Source organism: Streptomyces sp. ICC1, assembly GCF_003287935.1.
GTDB classification, from domain to species: Bacteria; Actinomycetota; Actinomycetes; order Streptomycetales; family Streptomycetaceae; genus Streptomyces; species Streptomyces tritrimontium.
Window position 1 is genome coordinate 7,730,808 of the sequence record NZ_CP030287.1, and the last position, 26,396, is coordinate 7,757,203.

At 72.4% G+C, this 26,396-nt stretch carries 20 protein-coding genes and 1 pseudogene; 13 read left to right on the top strand and 8 right to left on the bottom strand.

Going from position 1 to position 26,396, the window contains the following annotated elements:
- Positions 1 to 137: 137 nt before the first annotated feature.
- The 3 genes from DRB96_RS36140 to DRB96_RS36150 all read left to right on the top strand — a co-directional run bounded on the left by DRB96_RS36140 (position 138) and on the right by DRB96_RS36150 (position 11,106).
- Positions 138 to 1,766, top strand: a complete 1,629-nt coding sequence (locus DRB96_RS36140; RefSeq protein WP_112452224.1) for a carboxylesterase family protein — start codon at positions 138 to 140, stop codon at positions 1,764 to 1,766.
- A gap of 274 nt (positions 1,767 to 2,040) precedes the next feature.
- Positions 2,041 to 4,188, top strand: coding sequence for a LamG domain-containing protein (locus tag DRB96_RS36145; RefSeq protein WP_112452225.1), 2,148 nt, complete (start codon positions 2,041 to 2,043; stop codon positions 4,186 to 4,188).
- A 99-nt stretch (positions 4,189 to 4,287) separates the two neighbouring features.
- Positions 4,288 to 11,106: an RHS repeat-associated core domain-containing protein gene (locus DRB96_RS36150; RefSeq protein WP_239517805.1), complete on the top strand. Its 6,819-nt coding sequence runs from the start codon at positions 4,288 to 4,290 to the stop codon at positions 11,104 to 11,106.
- On the opposite strand, the gene DRB96_RS36155 is transcribed toward DRB96_RS36150, so the two are convergent.
- From DRB96_RS36155 to DRB96_RS36165, 3 genes are read right to left on the bottom strand one after another with little or no spacing between them, the layout of a single operon-like run.
- The gene (locus DRB96_RS36155) at positions 11,096 to 12,067 is read right to left on the bottom strand and encodes an NAD(P)-dependent alcohol dehydrogenase (protein ID WP_112452226.1); all 972 of its coding nucleotides are present in this window, start codon (positions 12,065 to 12,067) and stop codon (positions 11,096 to 11,098) included. The two genes, DRB96_RS36150 and DRB96_RS36155, sit on opposite strands and share 11 nt — an antisense overlap.
- Positions 12,064 to 12,297 carry a helix-turn-helix transcriptional regulator gene (locus tag DRB96_RS36160; protein WP_112452227.1) on the bottom strand — a complete coding sequence of 78 codons (234 nt, stop codon included), beginning with the start codon at positions 12,295 to 12,297 and terminating at the stop codon, positions 12,064 to 12,066. The genes DRB96_RS36155 and DRB96_RS36160 overlap by 4 nt, the downstream gene beginning before the upstream one ends.
- On the bottom strand, positions 12,291 to 12,722 hold the full coding sequence (locus DRB96_RS36165) for a hypothetical protein (RefSeq protein WP_112454165.1): 432 nt from the start codon (positions 12,720 to 12,722) through the stop codon (positions 12,291 to 12,293). The genes DRB96_RS36160 and DRB96_RS36165 overlap by 7 nt, the downstream gene beginning before the upstream one ends.
- 151 nt (positions 12,723 to 12,873) lie before the next feature.
- Between DRB96_RS36165 and DRB96_RS36170 the strand changes: the two genes are divergently transcribed.
- From DRB96_RS36170 to DRB96_RS36190, 5 genes are all read left to right on the top strand, one after another.
- Positions 12,874 to 14,004: a polyprenyl synthetase family protein gene (locus DRB96_RS36170; RefSeq protein ID WP_112452228.1), complete on the top strand. Its 1,131-nt coding sequence runs from the start codon at positions 12,874 to 12,876 to the stop codon at positions 14,002 to 14,004.
- Between the two features lie 127 nt (positions 14,005 to 14,131).
- Positions 14,132 to 14,773, top strand: coding sequence for a hypothetical protein (locus DRB96_RS36175; protein WP_112452229.1), 642 nt, complete (start codon positions 14,132 to 14,134; stop codon positions 14,771 to 14,773).
- A gap of 166 nt (positions 14,774 to 14,939) precedes the next feature.
- Positions 14,940 to 15,203 (top strand): ferredoxin, encoded by a 264-nt coding sequence (locus DRB96_RS36180; RefSeq protein ID WP_112454167.1) that lies wholly within the window; start codon positions 14,940 to 14,942, stop codon positions 15,201 to 15,203.
- Complete coding sequence (locus DRB96_RS36185; protein ID WP_112452230.1) at positions 15,196 to 16,587, top strand: FAD-dependent oxidoreductase; 1,392 nt, start codon at positions 15,196 to 15,198, stop codon at positions 16,585 to 16,587. The genes DRB96_RS36180 and DRB96_RS36185 overlap by 8 nt, the downstream gene beginning before the upstream one ends.
- Positions 16,588 to 16,612: 25 nt before the next feature.
- Positions 16,613 to 17,854: a cytochrome P450 gene (locus DRB96_RS36190; RefSeq protein WP_112452231.1), complete on the top strand. Its 1,242-nt coding sequence runs from the start codon at positions 16,613 to 16,615 to the stop codon at positions 17,852 to 17,854.
- Between the two features lie 45 nt (positions 17,855 to 17,899).
- Here DRB96_RS36190 and DRB96_RS36195 read toward each other — a convergent pair whose 3' ends face one another.
- Entirely contained in the window at positions 17,900 to 18,151 is a 252-nt protein-coding gene (locus DRB96_RS36195) for an EF-hand domain-containing protein (RefSeq protein ID WP_112452232.1), read from the bottom strand.
- Between the two features lie 136 nt (positions 18,152 to 18,287).
- On the opposite strand from DRB96_RS36195, the gene DRB96_RS36200 reads away from it, so the two are divergent.
- The gene (locus tag DRB96_RS36200) at positions 18,288 to 18,749 is read left to right on the top strand and encodes a type II toxin-antitoxin system PemK/MazF family toxin (RefSeq protein WP_112452233.1); all 462 of its coding nucleotides are present in this window, start codon (positions 18,288 to 18,290) and stop codon (positions 18,747 to 18,749) included.
- A 68-nt stretch (positions 18,750 to 18,817) separates the two neighbouring features.
- Here DRB96_RS36200 and DRB96_RS36205 read toward each other — a convergent pair whose 3' ends face one another.
- Complete coding sequence (locus tag DRB96_RS36205; protein ID WP_112452234.1) at positions 18,818 to 19,027, bottom strand: hypothetical protein; 210 nt, start codon at positions 19,025 to 19,027, stop codon at positions 18,818 to 18,820.
- 237 nt (positions 19,028 to 19,264) lie between these two features.
- Positions 19,265 to 20,095 (bottom strand): TIGR02452 family protein, encoded by an 831-nt coding sequence (locus DRB96_RS36210; protein WP_112452235.1) that lies wholly within the window; start codon positions 20,093 to 20,095, stop codon positions 19,265 to 19,267.
- A gap of 108 nt (positions 20,096 to 20,203) precedes the next feature.
- Between DRB96_RS36210 and egtA the strand changes: the two genes are divergently transcribed.
- The 4 genes from egtA to egtD are packed head-to-tail and all read left to right on the top strand — an operon-like array spanning position 20,204 to position 24,751.
- On the top strand, positions 20,204 to 21,496 hold the full coding sequence (gene egtA, locus DRB96_RS36215) for an ergothioneine biosynthesis glutamate--cysteine ligase EgtA (RefSeq protein ID WP_112452236.1): 1,293 nt from the start codon (positions 20,204 to 20,206) through the stop codon (positions 21,494 to 21,496).
- Positions 21,493 to 22,815: an ergothioneine biosynthesis protein EgtB gene (gene egtB / locus DRB96_RS36220; protein ID WP_112452237.1), complete on the top strand. Its 1,323-nt coding sequence runs from the start codon at positions 21,493 to 21,495 to the stop codon at positions 22,813 to 22,815. The genes egtA and egtB overlap by 4 nt, the downstream gene beginning before the upstream one ends.
- A complete protein-coding gene (egtC, locus tag DRB96_RS36225) occupies positions 22,815 to 23,621 on the top strand; it encodes an ergothioneine biosynthesis protein EgtC (protein WP_112452238.1) in 807 nt (268 codons plus the stop codon). Before egtB ends, egtC begins: the two co-directional genes overlap by 1 nt.
- Positions 23,618 to 24,751 (top strand): L-histidine N(alpha)-methyltransferase, encoded by a 1,134-nt coding sequence (gene egtD, locus DRB96_RS36230; protein WP_112452239.1) that lies wholly within the window; start codon positions 23,618 to 23,620, stop codon positions 24,749 to 24,751. The genes egtC and egtD overlap by 4 nt, the downstream gene beginning before the upstream one ends.
- Positions 24,752 to 24,939: 188 nt before the next feature.
- Here egtD and DRB96_RS36235 read toward each other — a convergent pair.
- Together DRB96_RS36235 and DRB96_RS36240 are read right to left on the bottom strand one after the other, a co-directional pair.
- Positions 24,940 to 25,518: pseudogene (locus tag DRB96_RS36235) on the bottom strand (lysophospholipid acyltransferase family protein); the annotation flags it as partial.
- On the bottom strand, positions 25,515 to 26,303 hold the full coding sequence (locus DRB96_RS36240; RefSeq protein WP_112452240.1) for a GNAT family N-acyltransferase: 789 nt from the start codon (positions 26,301 to 26,303) through the stop codon (positions 25,515 to 25,517). The gene DRB96_RS36240 and the pseudogene DRB96_RS36235, both read right to left, overlap by 4 nt.
- Between the last annotated feature and the right edge of the window lie 93 nt (positions 26,304 to 26,396).

The following is a 26,396-nucleotide window of genomic DNA, read 5'->3' on the forward strand; positions in this document are numbered from 1 at the left end:
GACTTCTCGATATCTCACCACGCAACAGGTCCGCACCCTTGACCTCGCCGCGCACTATGCCCTAACACTGACCCTCGTCAAATTAACGCTATGCCGTGACGGCAGCGGGCCCATGGCCAGTCAGGGAGTGAAGCACCGTGACCGACGATCCATCGCGCCGCAAAGTCCTCAGGAACACCGGGGTGTTGGCGGGCGCCGCACTGATCACCGGCCTGCCGGCCGGAAACGCCGCGCAGGCCGCCCCGCGCGGGGAGCAGCCCCCGCCCGTCGTGGCACTGCCCGCGGGCCGGCTCCTCGGCAGCAGGGAGGGGGGCCTCTCCGTGTTCAAGGGCGTGCCCTACGCCGCCCCGCCGGTCGGCGCGCTGCGCTGGCGGCCGGCGGCGGCGCACCCCGGATGGCAGGGCACGCGTGACGCCACCGCCTTCGGCCCGAGCGCACCGCAGCCCTACCGGGAAGGGGGCGACCAGGTGCTCGGAACGCACGGATCGCCCCCCTTCGACGAGGACTGCCTGACGCTCAACGTCTGGACCCCCGCGGCCGACGGCGCCAAACGCCCGGTGCTGGTGTGGATCCACGGCGGCGGGTTCATCTCGGGATCCGGCTCGATGCCGGGCTACCACGGCGATACGTTCGCGCGCGACGGCGACCTCGTCGTCGTCACCGTCAACTACCGCCTGGGACCGCTGGGTTACCTCTACTTCGGCGAGGAGGGGGCGGGCGGCAACTTCTGGCTCACCGACCAGCTCGCCGCCCTGCGCTGGGTCCGGGACAACATCGCCGCCTTCGGCGGGGACCCGGACGACATCACCCTCGCCGGCCAGTCCGGCGGCGCGTTCTCGGTCGCGGCGCTGGCCGGTGCCCGGCCCAAGGGCCGCCCGCTGTTCCGGCGGGCCATCCTGCAGAGCCCGCCGCTCGGGCTGAAGGTCCCCACCCGCGCCGAGTCGCTCCAGCGCACCGCACAGTTCATGGACATCCTCGGGGCCAAGGACGTGGCGGAGCTGCGGGCCGCGCCCTGGCCCCGCCTGGTCGCCGCCACCTTCGAGATGTTCGGCCGTACCGGGCGGTGGGGGTACTGGTCCACCCCGTTCCTGCCCGTGCTCGACGGCGTCACCCTGGACCGCGACCCCGCCGAGCTACTGCTCGGCGGGGCCGGGGCGGACATCGACGTACTGATCGGCTGGACCAGGGAAGAGGCGAACTTCGCCTTCGGGCTCAGCGAGCCGTACGCCGCCTCGACCAAGGACCAGGTCCTCGCCCGGGTCCGGGACACCTTCGGGAACCGGGCCGGCCAGGCCTACACCGCGTACGAGGAGGCCCGGCCGGGCGCGCGGCCGGTGGACGTGCTCATGGACCTGATCAGCGACGACCTGTTCCGCATGCCCGCCCTGGCGTTCGCCGAACGGCGGGCGGACCGCGGGCGGCCGGTCTGGGCGTACCAGTTCAACCTGCCGACGCCCGCGCACGGCGGCCGGCTCGGGGCCGCGCACTGCCTGGAACTGCCCTTCGCCTTCGACAACTTCGACAAGTGGTCGCAGGCGCCCTTCCTCGCGGGGCTGGCCCCCAGGGTCCGGGACGGCCTGGCCTCGACCATGCACGCGGCCTGGATCTCCTTCATCCGCACCGGCGACCCCAACGACCGCCCCGTGCCACGGTGGAACCGCTACGACCGGGACTCACGCGCGACGATGGCCCTCGACTCGGTCACCACCTGCGTGGACGACCTCGCGGGCCACTGGCGCCGCCTGCACCAGCAGGCGGTGCCGTAGGCCGTCTCTTTCGGATCTTGCCGGGCCCGCGACGCCTGGCACCGCGCCTGGCCGCGTTGGCGGGACGCCCGAGTACGTCCAGTACACGCAGCGCCCCTCCGCCTTGCCATGCACGGCACCAGACGCCGCGAGCTCGGCCGACAAGATCCGAAAGAGACGGCCTAGCCGCGGGCGCCGGTCTACGAGGAGTGGCCCGGGGGGTGGGAGCCGTGGGAAGCTGCGGGCGGAGGACGAGTCGGACACCTCGGCGTGGAAGCGCTTCCGCAACGACGCGGTGCTGTCCGTCGACTACATCGGCAAGCCCAACACCCCCATCTACGTGGGCCTGATCGCAGGCTCCGGTCAGGTGTGCTCCAACGACGCCGCCAGCCCGAGCGTGGTCTCCGACCCGACTCCGGCGCTGACCGCGATCACCGAGACCGTGTGGGGCGGCGAGGCCGGCGCCTCGCTGCGGATCCTCATGCAGACCGAGAAGAAGGAGACCAACGGCACCTGGACCCCGGTCAAGGCCAACGCGGCCGACGCCAACTACGTCCAGCGGCCCGCCTCGGGCTTCGTGGGGGACAACGTCAAGGTCACCAGCGATCCGCCCGCCGCTCTGGCGGACGGCACCCAGTACCGGTTCCGGACCTGGACCCGGTCGTACGCGGACGGTCACGAACGGACCAGCAACCCGAGCGCGGACTGCTACTTCAAGGTCGACTCCAGCGCCCCCAAGGCCCCGGCAGTCACCTTCGGAACCCCGTACAGCGCCTGCACCAGCACCGCCTGCGTGGCGGCCGGCAAGCCCAACCAGGCCGGTCAGTTCACCTTCGGCCCGGCTTCGGGTGACACGAACACGGCCTACCAGTACAAGCTGTCGACGGACACCTCGTGGGCCGAGATCGCCGGCGCCAAGCCGACCGTCTCGATCACCCCGCCGCTGTCCGGGACGATGAAGCTGAACGTGAAGGCCAAGGACTCCCTGGGCCGCTGGGGCGCCACCAGCATCGTCGACTTCGTGGTCAAGGAAGGCCCCGGTCCGGTCGGCTACTGGAACTTCGACGAGTACGACGGTCAGGCGATCGACACCTCGACCACGAACGCGACCCTCCAGAACAACGCGGACCTGTCCGCGGGCAGCCTGCGCACCGAGAACGGCCGTCGCGGCGGGCTGAAGACGCCCACCGTCCACGAGGACCGGACGCTGCTGCTGAACGGCACCAGCACCCAGTACGCCTCCACCTCCAAGCCGGTCATCGACACCCGTTCCTCCTTCACCGTCGCGGGCTGGGTCCGCCTGGACCGCACGGACAAGAACTCCACGGTGTTCGGTCAGGCGGGTACGAACATGAGCGGCGTCGCGATCACCGCGTGGGCCGGCAAGCCGTGGATGATCCAGATGGCCACGGAGGACACCACCGAGGGCCAACTGACGATCGGCCGGGTCACCGGAACGACCCCGGCGCAGGCCGGAGTGTGGACGCACGTCGCGGCCACCTACAACCAGTCCACGGACCTCGCGAAGCTGTACGTCAACGGGCGCCTCGAGGGCCAGATGACCGTGACCAACCCGATCGCCACCACCGGTCCCATGAACTTCGGCGCGATCAAGCACCGCGGTGCCCTCACCGACTTCCTTCCGGGCCGTGTCGACGAGGTCAAGGCCTGGCAGGACGAGCTCAGCGAGTCCGCGGTCAAGCAGGACGCCTCCCTCATCGACCCCGCGACCGGCAAGCCGTTCGTGGACCTGGCGGGCGCCTGGGACCTCTCCCAGACCGGTCCGGTCTTCACCGACACCTCCGGCAACGGCCGCGCCCTGACGGCGACGACCGGCACCACCCTCAACGAGGGCGCGCTGAAGCTCAACGGCACCACGCAGGCGGCCACCGCCGCCGGCCCGGTCGTCGACGACTCCGGTTCCTTCACGGTGACGGCCGAGGCCAGGCTCGACAACACCGCTCTGCTCACGAAGCCGGACGGATACAAGGCCCAGGTCATCGGCCAGCGCACCGCCACCGGATCCTCCTGGAGCCTGTGGTTCGAGAAGACCGGTGTACGGACCGAGCCGGACGAGCAGGACCCGACCAAGATGCTGTCCTTCGCCGAGGGGACCTGGCACTTCGGCCGCCTGACGGCCGACGGCTCCGGCACCTCGGTGGCCAGCGACCTGCCCGCCGAGCTCAACGCGGGCGTCCAGGTGACCGGCGTCCACAACGCCCAGGACGGCACCATCACCCTCTACGTCGGCGCCGCGGGCCAGAGCCAGCCCAAGGCCTACACGGCCGCCGCCGGCACCGGTGAGCTCGCGGTCGGCAAGGGCTTCACCGACAGCGCCTGGGGCAGCTTCCTGCCCGGCGAGGTCAAGGGCATGCGCCTGTGGTCCGGCGCGGTGAAGGACGCCCAGCAGGTCTCCGACGTCGTCTTCGGCGCCGGCAGCTGATCGTCCTCCCCCTCCATCAATGACTTGCCGTGGCCGCCCCCGAAAGGGGGCGGCCACGGCCTCACCTGTACCCGAAACACCTATCCACATGGAGCATTCGTGTCCATCCGACCACCAGGCGGAGTGATCCTCCGCCACCGGCTGCCGTTGGCGGCCGCCCTGGCGCTCGCCCTCGCGGTGCCGGGGATCCTGACCCCGGCCGCGGAGGCCGCCGACCTCCCCGGCGCCCCGAAGATCGCCAAGCCGAAGGACGCCAAGGTCAAGGCGGTCAACGCGCAGGGCGCGAAGGCTGCCGTGGAGTTGGTGGCGAAGAACAAGGCGGAGAACAAGGTCCAGGCGGACCGGGCCCGGGCGGAGGCCAAGGCGGACTGGCCGAAGGCGGCCACGCTGGAGGGCTCGGCCGCGCGGTCGGGCTCGCGCCCGCTGGTCGACGTACGGTCCACGGCGCGGGTGAGGAGCCCGCTGCTGTCCCCGTCGGTTCCCAAGGGCCCGGCAGCGCCCGCGGCGGCCTCCCCGGACAGCGCGGGCGGCAAGTCCACGGTCAAGGTCCTGGACCAGAAGGCGGCGGAGAAGGCCGGGATCACCGGTGTCCTGTTCACCGCGACCAACACGGCTGACGGTCCGGCGCAGTTGACCGTGGACTACGGCTCCTTCGCCTCGGCGGTGGGTGGTGGCTGGTCCACGCGCCTGGGTCTGGTCAGCCTGCCCGCGTGTGCGCTGACCACCCCCGACAAGGCGGAGTGCCGCAAGACGACCCCGCTGCCCTCGGCGAACAGCCTGAAGAACCGCACGGTGACGGCCGATGTCACCTCGCTCTCCGCCGGAACCCCGACCGCGGCCAAGTCCACGTCCAAGGCCCCGGCGCAGGCTCCGGCGGTCTTCGCCGTGATGGCGTCGGAGACCGCTTCCCCCCAGGGCGGCGGCGACTTCGCGGCGACCCCGCTCTCGGCCTCCTCCAGTTGGGAGTCCGGCTCCTCCGGCGGCGGCTTCAGCTGGTCCTACCCGGTGGCCGTTCCGCCCGCCGCGGCCGGCCCTTCGCCGTCGCTGTCGTTCTCGTACAGCTCGGGCAGCATCGACGGCCGGACCGCGAACTCCAACAACCAGGGCTCCCAGGTCGGCGAGGGCTTCGACCTGACCTCCTCCTACATCGAGCGCAAGTACGGCTCCTGTGACGACGACGGCCAGGAGGACAAGCACGACCTCTGCTGGAAGTACGAGAACGCCTCGCTCGTCCTGAACGGCAAGTCCAGCGAGCTCGTCAAGGACGACACGACGGGCAAGTGGCGACTGAAGGACGACGACGCCTCCCAGGTCACCTGGTCCACCGGCGCCGACAACGGCGACAACGACGGCGAGTACTGGAAGGTGCTCACCGGTGACGGCACGACCTACACCTTCGGCCTGAACAAGCTCCCGGGCGCAGGCGCGGAGCGCACCAACTCGACTTGGTCCGCGCCGGTGTTCGGCGACGACTCGGGCGAGCCCGGCTACACCAAGGGCTCCACCTTCGCCGACCGCCACGAGACCCAGGCCTGGCGCTGGAACCTGGACCTGGTCCAGGACGTCCACGGCAACGCGGCCACCTACTGGTATGCGGCCGAGACCAACAACTACGCGAAGAACGGCGACGAGGCCAAGCTCCTCCCGTACACCCGCGGCGGCACCCTCTCCGAGATCCGCTACGGCCAGCGCGCCGACACCGTCTTCTCGGGCACGCCCTCGCACAAGGTCACCTTCGGTTACGAGGAGCGCTGCTTCGCGGCGAGCTGCGCCTCGTTGACGAAGGACACCTCGGACCATTGGCCCGATGTTCCCTTCGACTCCATCTGCTCGGCCACGGAGAAGGAGTGCAAGGCCCAGGGCCCGGCCTTCTTCACGCGCAAGCGCATGGTGAACGTGCAGACCCACGCGTGGTCGACGGCGCTGGAGCCGGACAACTACGCGCTGGTGGACGTGTTCGACCTGACCCAGGAGTACCTGGACGCGGGTGACCTGGGTGACACCAGTGACCAGACCCTGGTCCTGAAGTCGATCAAGCGCACGGGCAAGAACGGCGGGACCGTCGATGTGCCGCCGGTGGACTTCACCTACCACATGCGTCCGAACCGGGTGGATGTGGACGGGGACAACATCGTTCCGCTGAACCGTCCGCGCATCAACACGATCACCTCGGAGACGGGCGCGATCACCACGGTCACGCTCTCGAACCCGGAGTGCGTGCGCGGTTCGAAGATGCCGGTGGCCGAGGACGACAACGCGCTGTCCTGCTATCCGGTGTACTGGCCGATCAACGGCGGTGACCCGAAGCTCGACTGGTTCCACAAGTACAACGTCGCGGCCGTCACCATCGCCGACCCGGCCGGCCAGAACGACCTCGTCGAGAACTCGTACGAGTACGCGAACCCGGGCTGGCACCACAACGACGACCCGCTGACGCCGGAGAAGGAGCGGACCTGGTCCGAGTGGCGCGGCTACGGCAAGGTCACCACCTACACCGGCGCCCTCGGCAAGACCCGCTCCAAGGCCGTGAAGGTCTTCATGCAGGGCATGCGCGGCGACAAGCGCAAGGGCACCACCGCCACCCGCACCACCACGGTCGCGGCCGTCCCGGTGTCCGGCCTGACGATCCCCGCGATCAACGACGACGAGCAATACTCCGGCTTCCTGCGGCAGGAGATCACCTACGACGGGGCCACCCCGGCCTCCGTGTCGGTGACCGACCCCTGGAGCAAGGAGACCGCCAGCCAGCAGAAGTCGTACGCCAACACCAAGGCGCACTACGTCCGCACGGGGACCACCTACGGCCACACCTTCCTGACCGCCTCCAACACCTGGCGGTCCACCCGCGCCGACAGCGCGTACGACGACTACGGCCTGCAGACGCAGACTTCGTCGGCCGGAGACACGGCCAAGACCGGCGACGAGTCGTGCACCCGCACCTGGTACGCGCGCAATGACGCCAAGGGCTTCACCGGCCTGCCTTCGCGCACCCGCACCGTCGCGGCGGAGTGCTCCGTCACCGACGACAAGCTGACCCTCCCCGCCAACTCGGCGACCCGCGGTGACGTCCTGTCCGACACGGCCACCGTGTACGACGACACCACCGCGACCGCCTGGACCGCCAACCAGACCCCCACCCTGGGCCTGGCCACGTGGACCGGGCGCGCCCAGGCCTACCCGGCCGCCAGCGGCACCGCGGACCGCAACCCGGTCGGCGCCGCCGGCTGGCAGACCACCGCGAAGACCACGTACGACACGGCGACCTCGAAGCTCGGCCGCCCGTTGACCGCCACCGACGCCGGCGGCAACACGACCACGACCAGCTACACACCGGCCGCCGCGGGCCCGCTCGAAGTCACGGTGATCACCGGGCCGAAGCTCGCCTCCAACGCGCAGCAGCACAGGACGTACACGTACACGGACCTGCGCGGATCCATCGTGCGTTCCATCGACGCCAACATGGGCTCGACCTTCAACACCTACGACGGCCTGGGCCGTGTGACCGCCACCTGGCTGCCCAACCGGGGCCAGTCCCTGACTCCGAACGTCAAGTACGGCTACCTGCTGGAGCGCGGCAAGCAGCCGTGGACCTCGGTCGGCGCCCTCGTGCCCGACGGCAGTTACAAGACGGTCTACACGATCGCGGACGCGCTCCTGCGTCCGCTGCAGACCCAGACCCCGTCGTCGAACGGCGGCCGGATCCTGACCGACACCCGCTACGACTCCCGTGGCCTGGCCTACGAGTCCTACGCGGACATCTGGGACAAGGACAAGGCGCCGGAAGGCGTCTACGCCCGCGCCGAGTACGGCAGCACCCCCGCCCAGTCGCAGACCGTCTTCGACGGCCTCGGCCGCCCCACGACCAGCACCCTGCTCGTCTACGGCGTGCAGAAGCAGTCCACGACCACCAGCTACACCGGTGACTCGACCGCCTCGACGGCCGTCCAGGGCGGCAACGCGACCCGTACGATCGTCGACGCGCTGGGCCGGACCGCGGAGACCCGCACCTACGGCGGGACCACGCCGAACGACCCCGCCTACGGGGGGACCGCACCCGGCACGTCCTACACCAGTGTGAGCAACACCTACACCGTCGACGGCAAGCAGGCCGCGATCACGGGCCCCGACAACGCGAAGTGGACGTACGGCTACGACCTCTTCGGCCGGGCCGTGACCACGACCGACCCCGACAAGGGCAAGGGCACCACGACGTACACCGTCCTGGACCAGATCGCGACGTCCAAGGACGCCCGCAACACGGTCCTGGAGTACAGCTACGACGAGCTCGGCCGTAAGACGGGCCTGTGGAAGTCGCCGAAGTCCGACGCCAACAAGCTCGCGGCGTGGACGTACGACACGGTCCGCAAGGGTTCCCCTTCGGCCTCCACCCGCTACGAGGGCGGCCTGACCGGGAAGGCCTACACGAAGTCGGTCACCGCGTACGACGTCCTGGGCCGTCCCTCGACGAACCGGCTGACCCTGCCCGCCGACGACCCGCTCGTCACTTCGGGCGCCATCGCCGCCACCACCGACACGACGGCGACCTACCGGCTGGACGGTTCCCCGAACACCGTGGCCGGACCGGCTGCCGCGGGCCTGCCCGCGGAGACCCTCCAGGTGAGCTACAACAACTTCGGTCTCCCGAAGGGGCTTTCCGGAACCACCGACTACGTGCAGAACGTGTCGTACTCCCCGCTGGGTGACATCGACCAGCTCACCCTGGCCCGTTCCGCGGCCGCCGGTGTGCGCAAGACGTTCGTCGGCAACACCTACGAGGAGGGCACCCGCCGCCTGCTGCGGTCCACGGTCAACGACCAGACGCACAACGGCATGCTGCAAGAGCTGACCTACAGCTACGACCAGGCGGGCAATGTCCTGTCGATCTTCGACTCGGCTCCGCTGAGCGGGTTCACCAAGGCCGACAACCAGTGCTTCTCCTACGACGCGCAGCGCCGGATGACCGAGGCCTGGACCCCGAAGACCGCCGACTGCAACCCGACCGGGCGCACCGCCGCCAACCTCGACGGCGCGGCTCCGTACTGGAACAGCTACACGTACACGGCGGGCGGCCAGCGGGCCACGGAGAAGACGAACACCGGGACTCCGCAGACCCGTACCTACTGCTACGACCCGGCCCGCCCGCACGCCCTGGCGGCCACCACCACTGGCGCCACCTGCACCGGTGTGACCCCGCAGTACACCTACGACGCGACCGGCAACACCACCAAGCGCGCCGAAACCCCGGGCAGCGCGACCTCGCAGAGCCTGGCCTGGGGTCCGGAGGGCAAGCTCACCAAGACCACGGAGGGCGCCAACGCCACCGACTACGTCTACGACGCGGAAGGCGAACTCCTGATCCGCCGTGACCCGGCGGGCGAGACGGTCCTCTACGCGGGCTCCAACGAGGTCCACCTCAAGGGCGCCAAGAAGTGGGCCACCCGCTCGTACACCATCGCCAGTACCAAGGTCGCGGTCCTGACCAACGAATCCGGCAGCGCCAAGCTGTCGTTCGTGGCCGGCGACGCCCACTCAACGTCTTCGCTCACCATCTCCGCGGACGACACCCAGGCGGTGTCCAAGCGCTACACCACCCCGTTCGGCTCCGCACGCGGACCGGCGGCGGCCAACTGGCCCGAGGACAAGCGGTTCTTGGACAAGCCCGAGGACATCGGCACGGGCCTGACCCACATCGGCGCACGTGAATACGACGCGGCCCTCGGCCAGTTCCTCAGCGTCGACCCCGTGCTGAGCCTCGACCAGCACCAGTCCCTCAACGGCTACACCTACGCGAACAACAGCCCGGTCACCAACAGCGACCCGACCGGTCTCGAGAGCTGCGGCAGCTACGGCTACTGCGGTGGCGGCGGCTGGACCAACGGCGAGCACATCGAGGACATGCCGGACGATGACGGCGGCGGTGGCGGCGGTGGCGGCGGTGGCGGAGGCAATGGAGTCTTCTCCGCCGGTTGGAACTCTCTGGGAGGCATCATGGGACGAAGGCCCACCATCGCTGATGTGGCGCGGCGTGCCGGTGTCTCCCGCAGCCCGGTGTCCTTCGCGTTCAATGGCCGTCCGGGTCTGGCCGTGCAGCCCAATGCACGGATCCGGGCTCCCGCCGAAGGACGCCTCAGCACGCCTCCGCCAGCCGCCCCAGGCGTTCCCGCACCTCCCGCACCTCCCGCGCCCGGCCCGAGTCCCCGGCCCGCTCGAACGTCGGGAGCGCGCTCTCCCAGGGCGACGGGTGGCGGCGCGGGGTCGAGCGGGACCCGGCGCGCGGCCGGCGCGAGCCGCACGGTGGCCGCGTCGGTCCCGCGCAGGCACCACTCGACGAGGCGGGCGACCGCCCGCGCACGCTCGTCCGGCGTGTCCGCCTCCTCCGCGAGCTCCGGGCGAGCGCCCGGACCAGGCAGTGGAACTGGTAGCGGCCCGGCTCCGGGGACTCCAGCAGGTGGGCGTCGACGAGCGCCTCCAACCGGGCGGGCGACGTGGTTGTGGAGCGAGGCGTGCGCCGTGGCCGGAACCGACTCGCCCCACATCGCCGCCTTCACCGTGTCCCAGGACACCAAGGCGTTGGCCCGTAACAGGAGCACGGCCGGCAGGGTGCGCGACTTCGGTGCGTCGACCGGCCGGGCCGCACCCACCCCTCGCGTCCTCCACGGTGACGATCCCTCTCGTGCCCCGCCACCAGCCCCCCACGGGAGGTCATCCGATGCGCATCGTAGGCACGGGACCACGGATTCGCCGGTCCGTTTCGAGGGGTGGGCGCGGCGCGGCAGCCGACCTGGGTCCCTGCCGTCAACGCCTAGTGCTGTGACCGGGAAGGTTTGCCGGGTCGCGGTGTCCGGTGCGGTGCATCTCCCCCGGCTACCGCTGGGAGGGGCCCCCGGGCGGAGGACCACGGCTAGCACTAGGGGATGATCAGCATCTTTCCGCGCGCCTCGCCCCGGTGGAGCCGTTCGACGGCCTCGGGGGCCTGCGCGAGCGGGAAGGTGCGCTGGACGGCCGGGGACAGCGTGCCGTCCTCGACGTGCCGCCGCAGGACCTCGAGGTCGCTCTGGCGTTCGGCGGCGAAGATGCCGCCCAGCGTGTGGCGCACGAAGGGGTTGAGCAGCGCGGCCCGCAGCACCCGGTCGATGCCGCCGAGCCAGCGGCCGCCGCCCTCGCCGCCGACGATGACGAGCCTTCCGCGCGGCATCAGGGCGCGCCTGAGGTGGGACAGGCCGCGGTTGCCGGCGGTGTCGAGGATGAGGTCGTATTGGCGCACTCCGTCGGCGAAATCCTCGCGCGTGTAGTCGATGGCCTCGTCCGCGCCGAGCGAGCGCACCAGCTCCGTCTTCGCGGTGCTGCACACCCCCGTGACGTGCGCGCCGTACGCCTTGGCGAGTTGCACCGCGAAGGTGCCGACCCCGCCCGCGGCGCCGATGACCAGGACCCGCTGCCCGGGCCGCACGCGGCCCACGTCGCGCAGGGCCTGGAGGGCGGTCAGGCCGGAGAGGGGGAGCGCGGCCGCCTCCTCCAGGGGGAGCCCGGCGGGCTTGTGCGCGAGCTTGTCCTGCCGGGCGCACACGTACTCCGCGAAGGAGCCCTCGCAGATGCCGAACACCTCGTCCCCCGGCTTGAATGCGCTCACTCCCCCGCCGACCGCTTCGACCCGGCCGGAGACCTCCCGGCCGCGTACGGCGACCTTGGGCGCGCGCAGTCCGTACCCCATGAGCCTGAGCAGGTAGGGCCGGCCGCTCATCAGGTGCCAGACCCCGGCGTCCACTCCGGCGGCCCGGACGGCTATGAGCACCTCCCCGGGGCCCGGCTTCGGCGTCTCGACGTCCCTCAGCTCCAGTACGTCGCTGGATCCGTATGTGTCCTGCACGATCGCCTTCACGGCGCCGTCCCTTCCTCGTCGGTGTACTGGAATACCTGCTCGAGCGGCACGGCGAAGACGCGGGCGATCCTGAACGCCGTCTCGAGCGAGGGCGAGTAGCGGCCCTTCTCGATGGCGATGACGGTCTGGCGGGTCACGCCGATGCGCTCCGCCAGCTCCGCCTGGGTCATCTCCGCGCGCTCGAAGCGCAAGATCCTGATCCGGTTCGTGATGCCGGTCGGCTTCACCACGACTGGAACCCCCAGCGGTAGGCGGCGAGCTTCACGACGGAGCCGAGCACCGCCGAGAGGACGAAGCCCAGGTAGATCACGTTGGAGATCCAGAAGCGGTCCGCCCCCGCCATCGACAGGATCAGCGCGGCCACGGCGCCGATGACGAGGAAGGACTGCCCGGCGTGCTCGCCGAGGCGGCCGATCTCCTTGTCCCGCTGGTCCTTGACGTCGGCTTCGCCGGGCGAGGCGGCGGCGACCGCCACGTGCAGGAGGATCGAGGCCGCGATGGCTCCGCCGACCGTCCAGAGCAGCGGCGCGATGTACGGGACCTCCGTGAGGGGGACGCCGTCACCGGCCCGGCCCAGCACGAGGGCCAGGTAGACCGCGTACCCGGCGACCGCGACCACCCCCATGACCCACGCGCGCTTCTCTTCGAAAGCCACAGCCACTCCCATGTAAAACAACTTTGACATGACGAATGTAAAAGGATCCATACCCCGTGTCAATGATTTCTTACATCGTGCCGCGTCGGCCGGTCCCGTCACGCGGTACGGGCCGGGATCCGCGGGCGGGCGGGGGCCGATACTGATCTTCATGAACGACACGGCCACGGCCACCGCCCTCGCCCACGCCCTGGAACGGATATCCGGACACGTCAGCCGGTTCGACGCCCGCTTCGAGCAGTACTTCGACACCCTCGGGGAGCGCATCGACCTCCCGCTGCCCAGCCGCTTCGCCCCGCGCTGCCTGGAGCTGCTGCGCGAGCTGTCGACGCGCGGCGGGAAGCGCCTGCGGGTGGTCGTGCTGCACGAGGCGGCCCGGCTGGTGACCACCGACGAACCGCCGGGCCTGGCGGAGGCGGCCCTGAGCCTCGAGCTGCTGCAGACGCACGGGCTCGTCCACGACGACATCATCGACGACGCCCCGCTGCGGCGCGGCGGGGCCTCGACGTACTACGCCTACCGCCGGGAGCTGCCCGGCGACCTCCCCGCCGCCCTCGGCCTCGCCGTGCTCGCGGGCGACCTCGCCGCGTTCCTGTCGATGCAGGTACTGCTGGAGGCCGACGTTCCGGCGGAGCTGCGCCACGCCTTGCTGGCCGTCCAGACCCGGACGGCGGCCGAGACCGTGCTCGGGCAGATCGCGGACCTGGAGCGGGACACCCTCGCGGATCCCGGTGAGGAGTTCCTGCACGCCGTAACCGACTTCAAGAGCGCGCGGTACTCCGTCCTGGCCCCGTTGACCATGGGGCTGCTGGCCGCGGGCGAGGACCCCGCGCCGCACCGCGACCGGCTGCACCGGTACGCCCGCCTGGTGGGGATCGGCGAGCAGATGCGCGACGACTACCTGGACCTGTTCCACAAGGCCGACCGGGTCGGCAAGTCGACCGGGGCCGACATCCGCGCCGGACGGCGCACGTACGCCGTGGGCGCGGTCCTGGCCTGCGCGGGCGGGACCGACGCGGCCCTGGTGGAAGCGGCCCTCGGCGACCCCGCCTGCCCGGACGCCACCATCGCCCGGATCCAGCGGATCGCCCGCGACGGCGGAGCGGACCGGCTGCTGCGCGCCGAGATCCGGCGGTACGCGGAGGCCGCCTCCGCCGAGGCCGCGTCCTGGGCCCCGTACTGGCGGGCGGAGGCGGTGGGCCTCTTCCGGAGCCTGCCCCTGTGGCACATCGACCAGCTGGACGGCACGGACGGCACGGACGGGACCGACGGCACGGCCTGAGCCCTCACCGGCCGTGCCGGACCGCCGGACCGCCGGACCGTGCCGGACCGCACCGGGCCGGGGACCCGCGTCACCCGAGCGCGCGGCCCCGCTGGCACACCGGCCCCCGCCCCGGCTTGCTGGTCGCATGACACGAAGCACACCGGGGACCCCCTCGGAGAAGAGCCTCTCCACCCCCCGGGCGGCCGGGCTCGCGGGCATCGTCTTCGCCGTCCTGCTGGCGGCGGCGATCGTGCTCTCCCGGATCGCCCTGCCGGAGGGCGGCGGCGCCGACCGGGTCGAGGTCACCTCGGGCCAGCGGGACGCGGTGACCACGGCCCTCGAACTCGTCCCGTTCGCCGGGATCGCCTTCCTCTGGTTCATGGGCGCGCTGCGCGAACACGCCGGCGACGCCGAGGACCGGTTCGTCTCGACCGTCTTCCTGGGCAGCGGCCTGGTCTTCGTCGCCTGCCTGTTCGGCGCCGCCGGGGCCGCCGGAACGGTCCTGGCCTCCGACCAGCCGCAGGAGTTCGGCCGCCACTTCGCGTACACGCTGCTCACCACGTACGCGATGCGGATGGCCGCCGTCTTCATCTTCGCGACCTCGACGATCGGCCGGCGGCTCGGGGTCTTCCCGCGCCCCCTGGCCCTGGCCGGGTACCTGGCGGGCCTCGTGCTGCTCCTGGCCGGCTCCTCGCTGCCGTGGTCCGAGCTGGTCTTCCCGGCCTGGTCCGCGCTGGTGAGCCTGTACATCCTGCGGTCGGGCCGGGCCGGCCCCCGTACCTCCTGACGCCCGCCGCCGCCGCCCGCCGCCGCCCGCCGGCAGACGCGGGCGCGCGCCGGTCCGCACCCGGGCGTCGGCGTCACTCCAACGGCGGCGCCGGAGGGGCCCCGCCCGGCCCGGCGGCACACGCTGGTCCGGGTAGCCGAGGGGGGCACCGAAAGGACACACCTTGCTGAGGCTCGTCGTCGATCTCAACCGGTGCCAGGGATACGCGCAGTGCGCGTTCCTCGCCCCCGACGTCTTCGCGATGCACGGGGACGAGGGACTGCTCTACGATCCGCAGGCCGAGGAGGCCCAGCGCGAGCGGGTGGCCCAGGCCGTCGCCGCCTGCCCCGTACAGGCGATCCTCGTGGACGAGCTGGACCTGGCCGCCACCCCGGCCGGGGCAGCCGCCACGGCCGGGGCCGGGGACGCCAAGGGGGCCTCCGATGGCTGACACCGCCCTGGAGCAGCTCAAGCGCTCCGGCAAGATCGTGGTCGTCGGTGCCTCGCTGGCCGGACTGCGCGCCGCGGAGACCATGCGGGAGAAGGGCTTCGCCGGTTCCCTGACCCTGATCGGCGACGAACCGTACGAACCGTACGACCGCCCGCCGCTGTCCAAGCAGGTCCTGCTCGGCAAGGGCGACGCGGAGCACACCGCGCTGCCCCGACGCCGCGCCATCGACGCCGAATGGCGTCTGGGCGTGGCGGCGAGCGGGCTCGACATGGCGGCCCGCAAGGTCCTCCTCGCCGATGGCGAGGAGGTGCCCTACGACCGCCTGCTGATCGCCACCGGTGTGCGGGCCCGGGCCTGGCCCAACGAGGCCGAGCGCGAGCTCGACGGGGTCTTCACGCTGCGCACCCGCGAGGACGGCGCCGCGCTGGCCCGGAGCCTGAACGCCGGACCGCGCCGGGTCCTGGTCATCGGCGCCGGATTCACCGGCTCCGAGATCGCCTCCGCCTGCCGCGAACGCGGGCTGGAGGTGACCGTCGCCGAGCGCGGTGACGCCCCGCTGGTGGGCGCCCTGGGCGGGGTCATCGGCGCCGTCGCCGCCGAACTCCACCGGGAGAACGGCGTCGACCTGCGGACCGGGATCATGGTCACCGGCCTGGAGGGCGACGCCACGGGACGGGTCCGCGCCGCGCACCTGTCCGACGGCACCACGCTGGAGTGCGACGTGGTCGTCGCCTCGCTCGGAGCCCAGCGCAACACCGAGTGGCTGACGGGCTCCGGCCTCGGGGCGGGCCCGCGCGGCATCGCCTGCGACGCCGGCTGCCGGGCCTTCGACATCCGCGGCATCGTCACCGACGACGTCTACGTGGCGGGCGACGTGGCCCGTTCCCCGCACGCACTGTTCGGCTACCAGTTCCTGTCGCTGGAGCACTGGGGCAACGCCGTGGCGCAGGCCGACACCGCCGCGCACAACATGCTCAGCGAGAGCACCGACCGCCGGCCGCACCTGTGGGTGCCGGCGTTCTGGTCCTCCCAGTTCGGGGTGAACATCAAGTCCGTCGGCGTGCCCTCCATGGGCACGGAGATCATGATCACCCAGGGTTCGCGGGCCGAGCGCCGCTTCACCGGGGTCTACGGCTACCAGGGCCGGGTCATCGGCGCGGTCACCTTCGACAACTCGCGGTGGCTGCAGTTCTACGAGCAGCAGATCGAGGCCACCGCGCCCTTCCCTCCCCCGTTCACCACGGTCGACCGGCGCTCCGACGGGCAGCGGCCGATCCCCGCGGACTTCCCCGACCCGTCCGTCCCCACGCACGGGCCGACCATCACCCTCAGCGGGTACTCGCCGGCCGACCGCCGGATCACCTTCACCCCCGCCGGGCACTGACCCGCACGCCCCCGGAGGACCCGCAATGAGCCACGGCATCCTGAGCCAGATCCTGGACTACGCCAACCGCGCGAACCCGTACCCGCTGTACGAGGAACTGCGCAAGACGCCCGTCTTCCACGACGGGACCGGGCCGTACGTCATCAGCACCTACTACGACATCCAGAGCCTGCTGCACGACCCGCGGCTGAGCTCCGACTCCCGCAACCTGGCCGCGACGGCCGGGGACCCGCTGGCCGAGGACGGCGGGGAGGAGGCGACGGCGCTGCCGCCGAGCTTCCTGAAGCTGGACCCCCCGGAGCACGACCGGCTGCGCCGGATGACCAACCGGCCCTTCGGCCCGCCGCACTCCCCGCGCCGCGTCGACGGGATGCGGGACGGGCTGCGGGACATCGTCACCGGGCTCATCGACAACCTCGGCGACACCGAGGGGATCGACCTGGTCGACCAGTTCGCCTACCCGTTCCCGGTGACGATGATCTGCCAGCTGCTGGGCGTTCCGCGCGAGGACGAGGCCCGCTTCCACGTCTGGGCCGACACGCTGGCGGCCAGCCTGGACCCCGATCCGGACTCCGATCCCGCCGAACGGCAGCGCAGCACCCACGACTCCCGGATGGAGCTGGGCATGTACCTGGCCGGGCTGATCGAGGAGCGGCGCAAGAAGCCGGGCGACGACATGCTCTCCCAGCTGGCCGTGGGGCACGGGCCGGACGACTCCATGTCCACGATGGAGCTGCTCAGCACGGCGGCCCTGCTGCTGATCGCCGGCCACGAGACCACGGTCAACCTGATCACCAACGGGATGCTGACGCTGCTGCGCAACCCGGACGTGCTGGCGCAGTTGCGGCAGGACTCCCGGCTGGCCGTGCCCCTGGTGGAGGAGCTGCTGCGGTTCGAGCCGCCGGTGCAGCTGCTGCCGCAGCGCACCCCGCTCGTGGACATCGAGGTCCGCGGGACCACCATCCCCAAGGGGTCCTCGATGTGGCTGATCCTGGCCTCGGGCAATCGGGACCCCGGCCGCTTCAAGGACCCGGACCGCTTCGACCCGCACCGCAAGGACATCCAGCACCTGGGCCTGGGCAGCGGCATCCACAGCTGCTTCGGCGCTCCGCTGGCCAGGCTGGAGGCACAGCTCGCGCTGAGCGAGCTGGCCCGGCGGCTGGAGAACCCGCGCCTCCTGGAGGATCCGCCGCCCTACCGGCAGAACGCGGTCCTGCGCGGGCCCCGGCACCTGCGGATCGCCTGCGACGGGATCCGCCCCGCCTGACCGGACCGGACCTGCCGGGACCGGACCCGCCCGGGGCGAGGCCGGCTACCAGCCGAACCGGCGGTCGGCCTCGCGCTCGAACTCCTCGAAGGTGAGCACGTCGTCGCCGTCCCGGTTGGCCTGGTCGAAGAGGGCCGAGGAGGCGTCGACGTCGCCCACGCCCCAGAACGGCAGGACGCCTTCGGCGGCGAGGGTGGGGCCCTTGGTCCGCAGCGCCGAGATCACCTCGACACGGGTCAGGACGCCGTCGCTGTTCAGGTCGAGTGCGTCGAAGAGCCTGCGGGCCTTCTCGCTCATGACGTGGTCCTTTCCTCGGGAGACGACCGGAGGCGGAGGTCCGCCGGACCGACAGCCTATGACCCGCCCTCCCGCCGCCCCCCAACCGCGTGCGCCTCGCCAACCCCCGACCCCTGCAAGCGGTAACCTCGCCCGAATGACGGCACTTTCACACCACAGCAACGGTCACGTCGAGCAGCCCGGGCGGGACGGGGGCACCGCGACCGCCGAGGCTGACCCCAATGCCATCGGACCGGTGCAGACCTCGTACGCCCCCGATCGCGACGGGGATCCCGATCCCGGTGAGATCGTCTGGACCTGGGTCCCCTACGAGGAGAACGACGGCCGGGGCAAGGACCGCCCCGTGCTGGTCGTGGCGCGCGAGTCGGGCGGCACGCTCCTGGCCGTGCAGCTGTCCAGCAAGCAGCACGACCACGACCGGGAGTGGGTCCCCATCGGCACCGGGCCCTGGGACAGTGCCGGCCGGGAGTCCTGGGTGGATGTGGACCGGGTGCTGCGCGTGCACGAGGCCGGCATGCGGCGCGAGGCGTGCGCGCTGGACCGGGGGCGGTTCCAGCTGGTCGTGGACCGGCTGCGCGAGCGCTACGGCTGGCGGTAGCCGCCCGGGCCGAGGCGCGGCCCCCGGGCCGAGGCGCGGCCCCAAGGCCGCGCCCGGGCCGTCGGCCTTCAGTCGAAGCGCACGCTGCGCGGGACGGCCGTCCCGAAGCGTGCCGACCGGCCGGGCCGCGTGACCAGCATGGACGGCCCCTCGCAGTCGCGTTCCGCGAAGAGGGAGGCCCGCGCGTTGGTGGCGTTCTCCGCCGACCTCGCGCCGCTCCGCAGCAGGAAGCACTCACCCTTCACGGGGTTCTCCAGGGCGAAATCGTCCTCGTTCACGTTGGTGTACCTGAACTCGCCCCCGGCCGCTTCCCCTCGGCTTCTCCTTGATGCCACCGGCTGACGCCACCGGTGGTCAGGTCCGGTCAAGGCCAGTGTCGAGTTGGTCCGGGGCGCACCCCAGGGCTCGGCGCGGGCGTTACACGGATGCGGGGGGCGGGAGCGGGGGCGCTGCGAGGCAGGTCGCGAGCGACCTGCGCCCTCCTATGCGCCCCCTGCGCGCCCCGCGCTCCCATCTCACATGAGGTCCGCCAGGACCCGTTCGAACGTTTCCCGCGTGTCCGGCCTGCGGTCGAGGACTCCGAACACCACGCGTTCGAACACGCCCGCGAACCGGCTGGCCAGCAGCCCCCGGAAGGCCTCGGCCACCTGCGCCGGGTCGTTCTGGAAGACCCCACACCCCCACGCGCCCAGTACCAGCCCCTGGTATCCGTGCAGCGCGGCCACCCGCAGCACCAGCTCCGCCCGCCGCGCGAGGGCGGCGGGGATCTCGGGCACCCGGTGCGGCTCCTGGCGGCGGATCGTGCCCGCGTTCGGGGCCGGGGAGGTGAGGAAGCCCGCGCGGAAGGGGGTGTCCGTCAGGTCGCCGCGGTCGTCGCGGAAGACGGGGACCCCGGGCGAGTGAATCACCCGGTCGGTGTAGAAGGTGCTGACCTCGGCGCGGTGGACCTCGTAGTACTCCGGGGCCTCCAGGAGGGTCTCGTAGAGGGCCGAGGCCCGGCAGAGCGCCTCCTCCTGCGCCTTGGCCCCGCGGACGTACCCGCCCCCGGGATTGCGGGCCGAGGCGAAGTTCAGGACGGCGACCGGGGAGGCCCCAGGGAGGTCCGCCGCGAGCCTGCGGGCCGCCTCCGTGCTGCTCTCGCCCGTGACCTCCACGACGGTCCTGCCGGTCCCCGATGGAACCTTTTCATCTGTAATGACCATGTTTGGTCCATATATCGTGGTTCCTGCCTTGGCCTCCGCCACGGCGGCGGCGAGCACCACCTGCCGCCCCGACCGCGCCCGGTACCCGCCGGACGCCACGATTTCCGCGTTCTCCCGCGCGATCTCGCGCAGCCTGCTGCTCATGCCGTGATCCTCGGCGTTCCGGGTGGGCGGCGGCAAGGGAGTTTGTGCCCCGAGGGACGGGTAGGCACGGTGATGTCACAGTCGACGACGCGAGACGAGGGCCCCGTCATGCCCCAGGTACCACCCCGCCTGACCGAGTCCGGCGCCGAGGACCTGATCCACGGCATCTGTTTCAAGACCGGCCCGCCCCGCCTGCTAGGGGCGGAGCTCGAATGGCTGGTGTTCGACGCCGAGCACCCCGCCCTGCCCGTGTCCCACGAGCGGCTGGCCGACGCGCACGGGGCGGCCCGCGCGCTGCCCCTGGGATCCCGCGTCACCGTCGAGCCCGGGGGCCAGCTGGAGCTGAGCTCGGCGCCCGCCACCTCGCTCACCGGGTGCGTGGACGGCCTCCAGGCCGACCTGGCCGCCGTACGCCGCGCCCTGCGCGACCGGGGCCTCGTGCTGCGCGGCCTGGGCCAGGACCCGCGCCGGCCGCAGCGCCGGATGCTGGCCAGCCCGCGCTACGACGCGATGGAGACCTACTTCGACCGCACCGGTCCCGCCGGCCGCGCCATGATGCGCTCCTCCGCTTCCGTGCAGGTGTGCGTGGACTCCGGGCACGAGGAGCCGGGCCCGCTCGGCCACGGCCGCCGGTGGCGCCTGGCCCACCTGCTCGGCGCCGTACTGGTCGCCGCCTTCGCCAACTCGCCCGCGCACGAAGGGCCGTACGCCGGCTGGCGGTGTGCCCGCCAGGGCATCTGGAGCGACATCGACACCCGCCGCTCCCTCGCCCCGGCGCTGGACGCGGAGCCGCGCGGCGCGTGGACCCGGCAGGCGCTGGACACCGAGGTGATGTGCGTACGGACGCCCGGGGAGGGCGTGCCCTGGGCGGTGCCGCGCGGGTTGACCTTCCGCGACTGGGTGCGCTCCGGGGGCGGCCCGCGGCCGCCCACCGCGGAGGATCTGGACTACCACCTGACCACGCTCTTCCCGCCGGTCCGGCCTCGCGGGCATCTGGAGCTGCGGATGATCGACGCCCAGCCCGGCGACGACGGCTGGGTCATCCCGGTGGCCGTGGTCCACGCGCTGTTCGACGACCCGGAGGCCGCGGAGACCGCGTACCGGGTGGCGAAGGGACTGGCCGACACCTACGGGGCGCAGCCCGCGCCCCGCAATCCGCTGTGGCGAACCGCCGCGCGGGACGGCCTGTCCGATCCCGAGCTTCGGGCCGCCGCCCGGGCCTGCTTCCGGGCCGCGACCGAGGCGCTGCCCCGGCTGGGCGCCGGAACCGTCGTCCGGGACGCGGTGGCGGAGTTCACCGACCGCCACGTGGCGCGCGGGCGATGTCCCGCCGACGAACGGAGCGGTCAGCACGCGCACGATCCGTGGTCGCTGCCGGCCGGTGAGGAGGCGCGCTCATGACCGCCGGACCGGAGCAGATGCGCGAGCGGGCCGCCGTCGCGCTGACCGCGGCGCGGGTCCGCACGGCGGGGCTCACCGACCCCGTGTCCGACGGGGACCTCACCGCCCAGCACTCCCCCCTGATGTCGCCGCTGGTCTGGGACCTCGCACACATCGGGAACATGGAAGAGCTCTGGCTGCTGCGCAACGTGGCCGGCCGCGAGTCCATGCACCCCGAGATGGACCCGCTGTACGACGCTTTCGAGCATCCCCGTGCGGAGCGCCCGAAGTTGCCGCTGCTGGGCCCGGACGAGGCCCGCCGGTACGCGGCCGAGGTGCGCGGCAGGGTCTTCGACCTGCTGGATCGCACCCCGCTGGAGGGCACGGCCCTGCTGGACGGCGGTTACGTCTTCGGGATGATCGCGCAGCACGAACAGCAGCACGACGAGACGATGTTGATCACCCATCAGTTGCGGCAGGGCGCTGCGGTGCTGGCCGCCCCGGATCCGGATCCCCCGCGGGGTGCGCCGCCGGCCGCGGCCGAAGTCCTCGTACCCGGCGGTCCGTTCACGATGGGCACCTCCGCCGAGCCGTGGTCGCTGGACAACGAGCGGCCCGCGCACGTCCGGGAGGCGGAGGCCTTCTGGATCGACACGGCGCCGGTGGCCAACGCCGCGTACCAGGAGTTCATGGCGGACGGCGGCTACCGCGAGGAGCGCTGGTGGGCGGCGGCGGGCTGGGCGGAGATCCGGCGGCACGGGATCGAGGCCCCGCTGTTCTGGCACCGCGAGGGCGCCACGTGGCTGCGCCGCCGCTTCGGGGTCACCGAGCCGGTGCCCGGGGACGAGCCGGTGCTGCACGTCAGCTGGTACGAGGCCGACGCGTACGCCCGGTGGGCGGGCCGGCGGCTGCCCACCGAGGCGGAGTGGGAGAAGGCCGCCCGGCACGATCCGGCGACGGGTCGCTCCACCCGCTACCCGTGGGGTGACGCGGACCCGACCCCGGCGCACGCCAATCTGGGCCAACGCCATCTGCGGCCGGCCCGCGCGGGCAGCTATCCGGACGGGGCCTCCCCGCTCGGGGTGCGCCAGTTGATCGGTGACGTGTGGGAGTGGACGTCCTCGGACTTCCTCCCCTATCCCGGTTTCCGGCCGTTCCCGTACCGCGAGTACTCCGAGGTGTTCTTCGGCCCGGAGCACAAGGTGCTGCGCGGCGGCTCCTTCGCCGTGGACCCGGTGGCCTGCCGGGGCACCTTCCGCAACTGGGACCTCCCGGTGCGCCGGCAGATCTTCTCCGGCTTCCGCACGGCGCGTGACGCCGGGGCAGCGGGTGCTGCCTGATGTGCCGTCATCTTGCTTATCTGGGGCCGCCGGTGAGCCTCGGACGACTGCTCAGCGACCCCGAGCACTCCCTCGTGCACCAGTCCTTCGCGCCCCGCCGGCAGCGGCACGGCACGGTCAACGCCGACGGTTTCGGCATCGGCTGGTACGCGGAGGGCGATCCGGTGCCCGCCCGCTACCGCCGGGCCGGGCCGATCTGGGGCGACCTGGCCTTCACCGATCTCGCCCGGGTGGTGCGCAGCGGGGCCGTGCTGGCCGCCGTACGGGACGCCACGCGGGCCGGGGCGGACGGGGAGGCGGCGGCCGCGCCGTTCGCGGAGGGGCCGTGGCTGTTCAGCCACAACGGGATGCTCCGGGACTGGCCGGACGCGGTGGCCTCGGTCGCCGCGGCCTCGCTGCCGCCCCGGGAGCTGCTCTCGCTGGCCGCCCGCACGGACTCGGCCCTGATCTGGGCGCTGGTCCTGCGCCGGCTGCGCGAGGGGGACGGTCTCGGCGAGGCGCTGGCCGGGCCGGTGCGGGAGCTGGTGGAGGCCGCGCCCGGATCCCGGCTGAACCTGCTGCTGACGGACGGCCGGGCGATCGCGGCGACGGCCTGGGGGGACTCCCTGTGGTATCTGGCTGATACCGCCGTGCCGCGCACGGTGGTGGCGTCGGAGCCCTATGACGACGATCCGCGCTGGTGCGAGGTGCCCGAGGGGACCCTGCTGACCGCCACGCGGACTCGGATCGACCTCGTCTCCCTGAAGGAGACTCCCACCGGCGCCCCGTACCGAGGGGCCCCGCAGCAAGGAGACGAAGGCCCGTGAACGACTTCCGGCTGACCCGCACGCTCGACGAGCACGCCGCCGACGCGGCGCTGCGCGAGGATGTGCTGAAGGGGCTGACCCGGTCCCCGAAGACGCTGCCGCCCAAGTGGTTCTACGACGCCCGCGGCAGTGAACTCTTCGAGGAGATCACCCGGTTGCCCGAGTACTACCCGACGCGCGCCGAGCGGGAGATCCTGCTGGAGCGGGCCCAGGAGATCGCCTCGGTGAGCGGTGCCCGCACCTTGGTGGAGCTGGGGTCCGGTTCCTCGGAGAAGACCCGGCACCTGATCGAGGCGCTGCCCGCGCTGGACACGTACGTACCGGTGGACGTGAGCGAGAGCGCGTTGACCGGGGCGGCCGAGGCGCTGCTCGCCGAGCATCCGGGGCTGCGGGTGCACGCGCTGCTGGCCGATTTCACGAAGCCGATGCGGCTGCCGGAGTCCCCCGGGCCCCGGCTGGTGGTGTTCCTGGGCGGCACGATCGGGAATCTGCTGCCCGCGGAGCGGGCGGTGTTCCTGGCGGACGTACGGGCGATGCTGTCGCCCGGGGACGCGCTGCTGATGGGGACGGACCTGGTGAAGGACGAGGCCGTGCTGGTGGCGGCCTACGACGACGTACAGGGGGTGACGGCAGAGTTCAACAAGAACGTACTGGCCGTGATCGACCGGGAGTTGGGCGGGGATTTCCACACCGCCGACTTCGCTCACGTGGCGGTGTGGAACCGGGAGCACGAGTGGATCGAGATGCGGTTGCGGGCCCGGACGCAGGTGCTGGTGAAGGTCCGGGCGCTGGATCTGGAGGTGCCCTTCGAGGCGGGTGAGGAGATCTTGACGGAGATCTCGGCGAAGTTCCGTCAGGAGGGGCTCCGCAGCGAGTTGGCGTCCGCGGGGCTCGAGCTGACCCACTGGTGGACGGATCGGGCACGTCGTTTCGCCCTGTCCCTGTCGGTGGCGGACGGCATCGGCACGGACGGCCGGCCGGCCGCGGACGGCGGGGACGGCACGGACGGCGCGGACGGCGCGGAGGGCACGGACGGCTGGGCGGGTACGCCGGGCAGTGACGGCCCCGCCGGCCGTGACACCGGACCGGACACCGGACCGGACACCGGCTCCGCGAGCACGGCGGCCTGAGCGGCTGCCGCGAGGTCCCGCCGGTCGGCGTACCGGCCCGGCGGGATCCGCGGCAGCAGCCGTACCTCGGCCCGCACCCCGCGGGCCCGCGCGATCCGCCACAGCGAGGCGGTCAGCGGATCGTCCCCGACGAAGGCGGGCGCCCCGGACGTGCTCCCGTCTTCCCGGAGGTAGGCGATCCGTACGGGCTGTACGGGCGCCCGCGCGTCCAGCGCGGCTTGGAACGCGGCCCGCCGGAAGGGGCCTTGGGCCCGCCCGCACCAGGTGGAGCCTTCCGGGTAGACGGTGACGCGGTCGCCCTCGAGCAGGGCGCGGGTGACGCTCCCGATGGTGGCGGGCAGGGCGCGGATCCGGTCCCGTTCGATGAACAGGGTTCCGGCCTGCCGGGAGAGCGGGCCCAGTACGGGCCAGTGGCGGATGTCGCTCTTGGCCAGCATCCGGGAGGGCAGGGCGGCCGCGACGAGCGGGATGTCGAGCCAGGAGATGTGGTTGGCGACGATCAGGCGGCCACCGCCCGGTCCGGCGCTGCCGTACACGGTGATGCGCAGGCCGAAGGCGCGCAGCAGTGCGGCCGCCCAGGCCCGTACCGCCGCGTGCCGGGGCCTTTCGGGCAGCAGGCGCAGCGGCGGGGCGCCCAGGATCCCGAGCAGGATCAGGGCGGTCGCGGCGGTGAGCCGCAGGACGGCGTGCGGCACGCTCGCGGTGCGCCCCTCGTGTTCGGCGCAGTCCGCGGGGGTGCAGGGCGAGGTCGGGAGCCAGGCGCTCATGCGCCCGGGGCCAGCGAGAGGAAGTGCTTGAGGTAGCGCGGGTTGGTGCGGCGCAGGGAGAGCAGGACGTAGAGGTCGGCGCAGCCGAACCCGGCGTCGAGGGCGGGTTCGCCGCAGACCCAGGCGCCCAGGCGCAGGTAGCCGCGCAGCAGCGGGGGCAGTTCCATGCGGCCGGGGAAGGTGATGCCCTCGGGGCTCCAGGGGAGGTGCGGGGTGACCCGGTACTCGGCGGGGGCGAGGCTGCGGGCGAGGACGTTCTCCCGGGTGGCGGCGGCGAGGACCCCGCCGTCGGCGAGCGGTATCGAGCAGCAGCCGGCGAGCCAGTTGTGGCCGGAGCGGTCCATGTACCGGGCGAGTCCGGCCCAGATGAGGGAGATGACGGCGCCGTTGCGGTGGTCGGGGTGGACGCAGGAGCGGCCGACCTCGACCAGGTCCGGGCGGATGGGGGCGAGGGCGGAGAGGTCGAACTCGCCCTCGGAGTAGAGGCGTCCGGCGACGGCGGCGCGCTCGGGGGGCAGCACCCGGTAGGTGCCGACGACCTGCTCGGTCTCCTCGTCCACGACGAGGAGGTGGTCGCAGTAGGCGTCGAAGGGATCGGAGTCGAGGCCCGGCTCGGGTCCGTCGAGGCGGGCGCCGAGCTCGCCGGCGAAGACCTGGTGGCGCAGCCGCTGGGCGGCGCGCACCTCGTCCTCGTCGCGGGCGAGGCGTACGGCGTAGCGGGGAGCGGGGGCGGTCTCCGGGGCCCCCGGTGGTTTACACGGAGCGGTTCGTCGGCAGCGTCGGATGTGTAGAAGGAACAGTTCCTGGGGGGCCCAGTGCTGGGCCGGGAGGAGGGCGCGGACGGCATGACGGCTCCGTTTCGGATGTCACGGGGTCCT